This window comes from Halobaculum saliterrae, assembly GCF_009831625.1.
GTDB classification, from domain to species: domain Archaea; phylum Halobacteriota; class Halobacteria; order Halobacteriales; family Haloferacaceae; genus Halobaculum; species Halobaculum saliterrae.
Genome location: NZ_WUUS01000006.1, coordinates 263273 through 272309 on the forward strand (window position 1 = coordinate 263273; position 9037 = coordinate 272309).

The following is a 9037-nucleotide window of genomic DNA, read 5'->3' on the forward strand; positions in this document are numbered from 1 at the left end:
GGAGGGCGACCCACTCAGCTGTTCTGCATCGACGCCGGCCGGGGACTCACGTACGGGAGCGCGGCCGTCAGGTGGTACGTCGCCTTCCGGAGCGACCCCTTCGCGTACTGTCGGGCGCTCCGGTGGATGGGGGTCCGCCTGCCTCGGAGGTCGGTGTCGCCGGCGCGGATCGCCTCCACTACGGTCGAGGTGTCGATCGCCTCGGGCGGCGCCTCCGGGTCGACCGACGGGAGGGTGATCTCGGTGTAAGCCCGGCCCACGTGTCGGATGGAGTGAGCGTCGCTGGCGCCGAGCATCGGGTACTCGCGGCGGGCGGCGAACGTCCGCGCCCGGCGGTTGCGGTAGCCGGTGAACACCATCGAGTTGTACACCTCGATCCCGTCGCACTCCCCGAGGTTCCGCTTGCGGACGCCGTGGCGACTGCGCTGGAACGGGTGGGGGACGACCGCGACGCCGCCGTCGTCGCGGACCCGCTCGACCGTCTCGTCGAACGGCAGTCCCCGCGGGGGACACTCCGTGACGCCGATCGCGAGCAGGTGACCGGCCGCGGTCGACACCTCGACCCCCGGGATCCCGACGAGCCCGTACTCGTCGGCGATCTCCGCCGCGTGGAGCGACTCCTCGATGGCGTCGTGGTCCGTCACGACGACGCCGTCGAGTCCGATGTCGGCGGCGTGTTCGAGGACGAGTTCGACGGGGTCGTGGCCGTCGTAGGAGCCGTCCGAGTGGACGTGGGGATCGATGCGGAGTACCGCGCCCTGTTCGCTCATCGACGGGCGTTCGTACTCCGGGTGAGAAAACGTATTGGTCTCGGGTGTCCAGAGTCAACAGTTACCACGGATCGGCACGTCGACGGACGCATGGAGATCAGGGAGATCCGGACCGTCCCGCTGGCGGTCGACCTCGACGAGCCGGCCCGCCTCTCGCGCGACCGGGCGATCGACCGACGCGCCGCGGCGCTCGTCGTCGTGGAGACGGCCGGCGGGAGCCGGGGGATCGGCGAGGCGGTCGGCCCCGCTCCCGCGACGACCGAGCGGCTGATCGACGCGGAGCTGGCCCCGAAACTCGTCGGCGAGGACCCCCTCGACGTCGAGCGCCACTGGACGGCGATGTGTACCGAATCGCTGTACGACCACCCGCGGGGCGAGCGGATCGCCGCCGCCAGCGGGATCGACATCGCGCTGTGGGACCTCGTCGGGAAGCACCACGGCGCGCCGGTCCACCGCCTGCTCGGCGGCGACGCCGGCGCCACCGCCGCCCCGGACGGCCGCCTGCGGGCGTACGCCAGCGACCTCTTCTTCGACGATCCCGACGCGATGGCCGAGCGCGCGGCGGGGTACGTCGACCGCGGCTTCGACGCGGTGAAGTGCCACCTCGGCCGCGGCCGCGACGCCGACGAGGCGCGGGTGGCCGCGATGCGGGAGGCGATCGGCGACGCGGAGCTGATGGTCGACGTGAACTGCGGCTACGACCGTGCCGAGGCGCGCCGCGTCGGCCACATGCTCGCCGACTACGACGTGTACTGGTACGAGGAGCCGCTCGAACCCCGCGACGTCGAGGGGCTCGCCGAGCTCCGCCGCGCCCTCGAGACGCCGATCGCGACCGGCGAGAACCGCTTCACGAAGTGGGGGTTCCGCGAGCTGTTCGAGGCCGGCGCCGTCGACTACGCCATGCCCGACGCGATGCGGTGCGGCGGGATCACCGAGACCCGGAAGGTGCTGGCGCTCGCGGAGGCGTTCGACGTGGTGCCGACGCCGCACTGCTTCGCGACCGGGGTCGGGCTCGCGGCGACGATGCAGACGATGGCGACCTCGCCGGCGGCGCAGTGGCTCGAACTCGACGTGACCGACTTCCCGCTGCTGGAGCCGCTACTGGTCGACGGGCTCGATCTCGCCGACGGCAGCGTCGGGGTGCCGACCGGACCGGGGCTCGGCGTCGAGATCCCCGACCCGGTCGTCGCCGAGTACGGGACCGCGTGAGCGACGGCCGTCGTCCCCGAGACGCCGGCCCGCGTCGCGGCGGCCCGAACCACACCCGGAGCTATTTCTCCACGATCCACGAACGACTCCCATGGCACGCCAGTCAGTCGCACGAGAGGGACGACGATGAAAACCTCAGCTATCGATCACTTCGTGCTCACCGTCTCGGACGTGACCGCGAGCTGTGAGTTCTACGAGTCGCTGGGGGCGGAGGTCGTGACGTTCGGCGACGACCGGAAGGCAGTCCGGTTCGGCGACCAGAAGATCAACCTCCACCCGACGGACGGGGACGTGACGCCGGTCGCGGCGGAGCCGACCGTCGGCGCCGGCGACTTCTGTCTGCTGACGGAGACGCCGATCGACGAGGTCGAGGCCGAACTGCGCGAGCGCGGGATCGAGGTCGTCCGGGGACCGATCGAGCGCGCCGGCGCGGTGGCGCCGATCACGTCGGTGTACGTCCGCGACCCCGACGGCAACCTGGTGGAGATCGGCTCCGAGCACTGATCGGCCTCGGTGACCGCCGACCCCTCGGTCGTCGTTGCGGTCGCTGTCGCCGCCGTGTCGCCGCCGCCGTCGCGTCGCTGTCGTCATCGTGTCACCGCCGCCGTGTCGCTGCCGCGGCGGACACGCGAGCGGGGCCGAACGACCGCGAACGGACGCGCTTATCCACGCGCCGAACCTTCGTCCCGCATGAACTGCCGGCGGTGCGGCTCGTCCCTTCGCAAGCCCGGGGACTACTGTCTCGGGTGCGACACCGCCAACTGCGAGAGCGTCGTGATCGACTTCGGCTCCGACCGTGCCACCCTCACGATGCTCGACTTCGATCCCGAGCACCCGTCCGACGACTTCGATCCCGAGTCGCTGGTGCTCGGCGAGACGACGATCACGACCGTCCCCGACGACGGCGAGCGCACCGCGCAGGTGCAGCTCCGGAACTTCGCCGGTCGCGTCGCCGACGAGGTGCGCCGCAAGCGACCGGAGACGGTGTACGCCGCCGGCGAGCGTGGACCGCTTCGCGAGGCCCGCGCGCAACTGCACTTCGAGTTCTACCGCGTCCCCGACGACGACCCCGTCGGCGCCGTGCTCGCACGCCGAGGGGAGCCGGCGCTGGAGGTCGTGGACGCCCCGCCGGAGGCGAAGATCGGCGGCTCGCACTCGACGCTCATCGGCGATCGGACCGGGATGAAGGCGATCCTCACGGCCGCCGAGCACCCGCACGTCAAGAAGGTGATCCCCGGACCCATCGACGCCGGCGGGTCCGGGTCGCGAACGGGCATGCGCGCGAAGGTGACGCGCGCGGACGAACACGGGAACGTTCGGATGCTCCTTCGCGACGGGTCGAGCGTCCAGGAGAACCGCGTCGTCACGACCGCCGGCGACCGCGAGACGGGCGAGCGCGTCCGCGCGGACCTGAACGAGGTGCTGGAGGAGTCGGGGTTCGGCGAGGGCGGCGACCGATAGCGTCCGAACGGGGGGCGATGCCGTCGGTTCGCTCGTCGCGGGATTCGGGGTCGCCGTCAGACCGTTCCGTGATCGCCGGCGAGGCCGAACTCGTCGGCCTCCGCCCGCGGGTCGGCGCGCTCGTACAGCGCGTGGAGGGTGAACGAGACGTTCCGCTCGCGGCAGCTGTCGCGGTAGGCCGCCAGCGCCTCGCGGTCGGGGAACTGGACGCGGAAGTCCCACCCGGTGTGGTCGCCGCTCGCGGACACCGGACGGGCGCCGGTGTCGGCGAACACGTGGGAGGCGGTCCGTCGTGTCGTCTCGGGCGCGAGCGTCGCCCGGTAGAACCGGAAGTCCGGCCCCTCGCCGAGCACGCGGACGTCCTCGACGGAGTCGTCGTTGCCGAGGGCGTCCTCGAAGCGCGTCAGGTCGTCGCCCCGGGCGAAGAACTCGATGCGCGTGGTGTCGCCCTCGACGGTCCGTTCGAGGTCGGCCGTCACCTCCGGGGCGGCCGCGAGGGCGTCGCGGAGGACTGGGGTCGACAGCGTGAATTCGGCGATGAGCATTCCGGCGGTCTCCTGTGACTGTACCGACCAGCCACGGGAATAAATGTGTGCCACGCGATGGCGGGGAGGACTCGTTCGGCTCGTCCGGCCCCCCACGGCGATGCGACGGGCGGTCGGGACCACACACCTCACAGCGACGGCCGGAATTCGCGGGGTTTTTGACGCCCAACGGCGAAGTCGCGTTCATATGGCTGAACAGACGAAGGCGCGGAAGGTCGGCAGCGCCGGCCGCTTCGGCGCGCGATACGGACGCGTCGCCCGCAAGCGTGTGTCGGAGATCGAAGACGAGATGGAGAACGCGACGGTCGACGGCGACTCGGTCAAGCGCCTCGGCACCGGCGTGTGGGTCAACGAGGAGACCGGCGAGACGTTCACCGGCGGCGCCTACCGGCCGGAGACGCCCGGCGGCCGCTCGGTCCGGCGCAGCATCCGCGCCGCGCTCGAGGACGAGAGCGACGACGAGTAACCACCAGCGACCCCTCTCACACAGATGAGCTACAAGTGTTCCCGGTGCAAGCGCGACGTCGAGCTCGACGAGTACGGCGGCGTGCGCTGCCCGTACTGCGGCCACCGCGTGCTCCTCAAGGAGCGCGCCCCCGACGTGAAGACGGTCGACGTCCACTGACGCGGGCGCCGTGCCCGACCCGTCCGACCACCGCGCGGTTCTTCGCTTTCCGTACCCCGACGAGCGACGCGCTCGCGTCGTCCACGAGGCGATCCGCGTCGAGGTCGGCGGGATCGACGACGACCGATCGACGGCCGCCGTCGGCCGCGCGGGCGACACCGTCGAGGTGACCGTCCACGCACGCGACCTCGTCGCGCTCCGGGCGGGCGTCAACACCTGGACCCGGTTGGTCGAGACGGCCGAGACGGTGGCGGCATCGGCGGAGCGATAGGCGCTCGCGGGTCGGTTCACTCCTGTGGGCGGAGCGGCACGGGACCACTCCGTTCGCGTCTCGTTCGTTCGCTTCGCTCACCATCCCACTGCGCTCCGTTTCGGCGGCTCGTCCCTTCGGACCTCGCCGCCGTGATCCGCGGTCTCGTTCGCTCGCCTCGGCCGCGACTCGACCGCGCTCCCTTTTGTGGGCGGCTCGGGCCACGCAGCCTCTCTCTGGTCGGCTGCGAACACCTCGCCGCCGCGATCCGCGGTCTCGTTCGCTCGCTTCGGTCGCGACTCGACCGCGCTCCCAATGACCGGGCTTTTCACCCCGAAGCCCGACCGTCGAAGTATGCAGGGTAATCTGCCGCCGGAAGCACAAGAGAAGATCGAGGAACTCCAGGATCTGCAGGAGCAGGCCCAGCAGCTCGCCGAGCAGAAGCAGTCCACGCAGACCTCGCTCACCGAGGCGCAGTCCGCGCTGGACGCGATGGAGGACATCGACGAGGACTCGACGATGTACCGAGAGATCGGCGAGATCCTCGTCGAGACCGACTACGAGACCGCCTACGACGACCTCGAGGAGAAGGTCGACACGCTGGGGATGCGCGCCGAGCGCTTCGACTCCCAGGAGGAGAAGGTCCAGCAGCAGTTCGAGGAGCTTCAGCAGGAGCTCCAGCAGATGCTGCAGGGCGGCGCGGGCGGCGGCCCGGCGGGCATGGGCCCCGGCGGTCCCGGCGCCGGCGGCGCGTAAGCCGTGAGCGACGACCGCCCCGAGCCGACCGACGAGGAGGTCGTCGAGACCGCCTCCGAGGCGGCCGAAGGGGTCGTGCTCGATCGGTATCGGCAGTCCGAACTCCGTGACTTCGACGTGACCGTCACGTTCGAGGACGGCGTCCTCGACGTGGACGTGTACGTCAACCCGCCGGCCGACGCCGAGGTCGGCGCCGACGAGGTGGCCGAGGAGGCCGTCGGCGCGGCACGCGACGCCGTCGACGAGCTGTTCGGAGTCGCGTAACGCGGGTCCGCGGGCGTTCGCGGCCCGTTCCTCGGTCGCTCGAACCTTCTGGTAGCCAACTGGCACGAACGTTCAATCCGGTTCGAGTGGTGTGGTACCACATGGCAGTTCGACGACCGGCCGGCGCGACCGCGCTCGACGCGTACCGCGATCGCCTCCGCGAGGCGCCGACCTGCCCGAAGTGCGGGTACACCGACGACGGCGCCGACTGGAGGACCGTGTACCGCGAGCGGCGCCTCGTTTACCGACACAGCTGTCCCCGCTGTGCGGCGGTCGACACGCGCGTGCTCCGGCTCGACGGCGCGAGATAGCGACGGCGGGAGATGACGGCACGGGAGACCACCGGACCCCGAACTGTCGACACGTTCGATCCCCGAACCGGCATGCAATGCTCCCGTGACCTGTCCTGTGGCGGATAGTAACGCTTAGGCTCGCTTCCCTCGAAGGCCTCTCGTGACAACTGCAGGCGATCCGCCGTCACGTGGCGTCCTCCTGATAACGGTCGACTCGCTGCGTGCCGACGCGCTCGGACCCCACACGCCGACGCTTCGCGATCTGGCCCGTCGCGGGACGTCCTTCGAGACGGCCGTCGCGGGGGGCAACTGGACGCCGTTCTCGTTCCCCGACGTCCTGGGCGCCCGCCCTGTCTTCGCCGACGCGTCGACGCCGGGCCCCGCCGCGGACCCGACGCTCGCGGAGACGCTGTCGACGGCGGGCGTTCGTACTGCCGGGGTCAACGCCGGCAACGGCTTCCTGACGGAGTACTACGGCTACGACCGCGGGTTCGACTCGTTCGAGTCGTTCCTCGACGGCGCACGGACGCCCGTCGGCCGGTTCCTCGCGACCCACCCGACGGTCAACGGCTGGGTACAGTACCTCGGCTGGCCGCTCGGCAGCGCCGCGGCGAAGCTGCGCGGGCACGAGCGGCGCCACGCCGTCGACACCTCCCACCTCCACGCGCTCGAGCGTCGGGCGTTCGACGCCGTCGACGACGCCGAGTCCGACGAGCAGCGCCCGTTCTTCCTGTGGCTCCACTACATGGACACGCACACCCCGTACGTCCCCGCGCCGCGTCACGTCCGCGCGGTCACCGACGGCGAGGTCGGGTCGTTCCAGACGCTGTTGGGACACCTCCGTGCCGGGCTCGGGAAGGAGGTCGACGAGGGGACGCTGCGAACCCTGCGGGCGCTGTACGACGCCGCCGCCCGACAGGTGGACGAGTCCGTCGAGCGCGTCCTCGAGGAGCTCTCCGCGGCGGGACTGCGCGAGGAAACCACCGTGATCCTGGCGGGCGACCACGGCGAGGAGTTCCTCGAACACGGCCACCTCGCCCACTACCCGAAGCTGTACGACGAGCTCGTTCGCGTCCCGTTCGTCGTCGACCACCCCGGCGCCCCCGCCCGCCGCGAGTCGGCGCCGGTGCCGCTTCGGGACGTGCCGCCGACCGTCTGCGACGCGCTGGGGCTCGAACCGCCCGCGGCGTTCGCCGGCGAGAGCCTCCTCCCGACGGTGACGGGGGCGACGCCGCCCGAGCGGGGACCGGTCACCTCGATCGCCCTGCGGGGGGAGTCGGTGACGAGCCAGCCCATCCCCCGCCGCCTCGGCGACGGCACGCCGCTCGTCTCGGCCCGAACCGAGGAGTGGACGTACATCCGCGAGCCGGACGGCGAGGTCAGCGTGTTCGACCGGGAGCGCGATCCCGGGGAGCACGAGCCGGTCGGACGCGACGCGGTTCCGCGCGGGACGATGCGATCGCTGGAACGGGCTGCGGACGACCGCCTCGCGCTCCTCTCCGACGGCAGCGAGGCCGGCGGTGTCGACGGCGACGAGGGCGACGACGAGGAGGTACCCGACGAGATCGGGCGCCGCCTCGACGCGCTCGGTTACCGTTGATCGTGCCCGTCGACTGCCGACCCTGACCGCTGACCGCCGGCCGTTGACCGCCGGACTGTCGTAGTTTTCACCGAGATCGATCCGAACGTATTTGTACGAACCCGAGACAGCGGGAGTATGGTCGAGGCGTTCGCGGTGGCGAGCGGGAAGGGTGGTACCGGCAAGACCACCACGACGCTCGCGCTCGGAATGGCGCTCGCACGACGGTACGACGTGACCGTCGTCGACGCCGACACGGGCATGGCGAACCTCCTGTTTCACGCCGGGCTCGCGGACGCTCCAGTCACGCTTCAGGACCTGCTCGCGCCCGACGCGCGCGGCCCCGACGGCGCCGCGGTCGACGTGGCCGACGCCTGTTACGATCGCCACGGGATGCGCGTCGTCCCCTGCGGCACCAGCCTCGCGGGGTTCGAGCGGTCGGACCCGGCGCGCCTGCGCGAGGTCGTCGCCGAACTCGCCGCCGACACGGACGTGCTCCTCCTGGACTCGCCGGCGACGCTCGCCTCGAAGTCGGCCGTCCTCCCGATCGTCCTCGCGGACCGCGTGGTCGTCGTCACCCAGCCCACCATCCCCGCGCTCTCGGACGCGCTGAAGGTGCAGGAGTACGCCGCCTCCTACGGCACGGGGATCGCGGGCGTCCTGTTCAACAAGGTCCGCGGGGACCTCGGCTCGGTCGGCACGCAGGCCGAGCGGTACTTCGAGGGACCGACGCTCGGGTCGGTGCCCGACAGCGACGCCGCGCGGGCCGCCCGCGACGCCGGCGAGCCCCTCCTCGCGCACGCGCCCGACAGCGACGCCGCCGAGGCGTATCGCGCGGCGGCCGCCGGGATCGACCCCGAGGCGAACGCCGCGGGCGACGTCGCCGACCGCTTCCGGAGCGCGGTCGTCCCCGACCGGCCATGACCGGCGAGGGGACCTCTCCCGCCGCCGTCCCGATCCGCGACCGCCTCCCACGGGGCACCCTCGTCGGCGCCCGCGTCGCGGCCGACTTCGCCGCCCCGCTTGCGACGGCCCTCGCGGACGACCTCACCGGCTACCTCCGGCTCGAACCCGGGGACGCCCTGCTGGGCGTCGGCGGACGCGAGGCGGTGATCACGCTCGAGGCCGGGGTTCCGGTGCTGGCGTACGACGCCGGCGACGACGCCGACGGCCCGGCGGCGCTGGCGGCGCTGGCGGGGACGACGCCCGTCCGCGTGGAGCGCTACCGGCTCCCCGCCGACGCGCTGGACCCGCTCCACGACCCGGAGGCCGACGGGACCGAGCC

General features: G+C 72.0%; 13 protein-coding genes and 1 pseudogene. 12 read left to right on the plus strand and 2 right to left on the minus strand.

Features of this window, described 5'->3' with window-relative positions; translation table 11 throughout:
* Positions 1 to 14: 14 nt before the first annotated feature.
* The gene (locus GRX01_RS11335; protein WP_159667180.1) at positions 15 to 770 is read right to left on the minus strand and encodes a CehA/McbA family metallohydrolase; all 756 of its coding nucleotides are present in this window, start codon (positions 768 to 770) and stop codon (positions 15 to 17) included.
* 90 nt (positions 771 to 860) lie between these two features.
* Between GRX01_RS11335 and GRX01_RS11340 the strand changes: the two genes are divergently transcribed.
* The 3 genes from GRX01_RS11340 to GRX01_RS11350 all read left to right on the plus strand — a co-directional run bounded on the left by GRX01_RS11340 (position 861) and on the right by GRX01_RS11350 (position 3440).
* Positions 861 to 1979 (plus strand): mandelate racemase/muconate lactonizing enzyme family protein, encoded by a 1119-nt coding sequence (locus GRX01_RS11340; protein ID WP_159667183.1) that lies wholly within the window; start codon positions 861 to 863, stop codon positions 1977 to 1979.
* 126 nt (positions 1980 to 2105) lie between these two features.
* Complete coding sequence (locus GRX01_RS11345; RefSeq protein ID WP_159667186.1) at positions 2106 to 2483, plus strand: VOC family protein; 378 nt, start codon at positions 2106 to 2108, stop codon at positions 2481 to 2483.
* Positions 2484 to 2669: 186 nt separating this feature from the next.
* Positions 2670 to 3440 (plus strand): DUF2103 domain-containing protein, encoded by a 771-nt coding sequence (locus GRX01_RS11350; RefSeq protein ID WP_159667189.1) that lies wholly within the window; start codon positions 2670 to 2672, stop codon positions 3438 to 3440.
* Between the two features lie 56 nt (positions 3441 to 3496).
* Here GRX01_RS11350 and GRX01_RS11355 read toward each other — a convergent pair whose 3' ends face one another.
* A complete protein-coding gene (locus GRX01_RS11355) occupies positions 3497 to 3985 on the minus strand; it encodes a bacterio-opsin activator domain-containing protein (protein WP_159667192.1) in 489 nt (162 codons plus the stop codon).
* Between the two features lie 187 nt (positions 3986 to 4172).
* Here GRX01_RS11355 and GRX01_RS11360 point away from each other — a divergent pair, with 187 nt between their 5' ends.
* From GRX01_RS11360 to GRX01_RS11400, 9 genes and pseudogenes are all read left to right on the plus strand, one after another.
* Positions 4173 to 4451 (plus strand): 50S ribosomal protein L37ae, encoded by a 279-nt coding sequence (locus GRX01_RS11360; protein ID WP_159667195.1) that lies wholly within the window; start codon positions 4173 to 4175, stop codon positions 4449 to 4451.
* A 24-nt stretch (positions 4452 to 4475) separates the two neighbouring features.
* On the plus strand, positions 4476 to 4610 hold the full coding sequence (locus GRX01_RS11365; RefSeq protein WP_159667198.1) for a DNA-directed RNA polymerase subunit P: 135 nt from the start codon (positions 4476 to 4478) through the stop codon (positions 4608 to 4610).
* A 10-nt stretch (positions 4611 to 4620) separates the two neighbouring features.
* Complete coding sequence (locus GRX01_RS11370) at positions 4621 to 4881, plus strand: KEOPS complex subunit Pcc1 (protein ID WP_321168050.1); 261 nt, start codon at positions 4621 to 4623, stop codon at positions 4879 to 4881.
* Positions 4882 to 5226: 345 nt separating this feature from the next.
* Positions 5227 to 5616, plus strand: coding sequence for a prefoldin subunit beta (locus GRX01_RS11375; protein WP_159667338.1), 390 nt, complete (start codon positions 5227 to 5229; stop codon positions 5614 to 5616).
* Between the two features lie 3 nt (positions 5617 to 5619).
* Entirely contained in the window at positions 5620 to 5880 is a 261-nt protein-coding gene (locus GRX01_RS11380; protein WP_321168051.1) for a DUF3194 domain-containing protein, read from the plus strand.
* Between the two features lie 101 nt (positions 5881 to 5981).
* Positions 5982 to 6191 carry an HVO_0649 family zinc finger protein gene (locus GRX01_RS11385; RefSeq protein WP_159667201.1) on the plus strand — a complete coding sequence of 70 codons (210 nt, stop codon included), beginning with the start codon at positions 5982 to 5984 and terminating at the stop codon, positions 6189 to 6191.
* A gap of 142 nt (positions 6192 to 6333) precedes the next feature.
* Positions 6334 to 7773 carry a sulfatase-like hydrolase/transferase gene (locus GRX01_RS11390; protein WP_201289580.1) on the plus strand — a complete coding sequence of 480 codons (1440 nt, stop codon included), beginning with the start codon at positions 6334 to 6336 and terminating at the stop codon, positions 7771 to 7773.
* 117 nt (positions 7774 to 7890) lie between these two features.
* Positions 7891 to 8676 carry a nucleotide-binding protein gene (locus GRX01_RS11395; protein WP_159667204.1) on the plus strand — a complete coding sequence of 262 codons (786 nt, stop codon included), beginning with the start codon at positions 7891 to 7893 and terminating at the stop codon, positions 8674 to 8676.
* A pseudogene (locus tag GRX01_RS11400) lies at positions 8673 to 9037 on the plus strand (hypothetical protein); the annotation flags it as partial. The gene GRX01_RS11395 and the pseudogene GRX01_RS11400, both read left to right, overlap by 4 nt.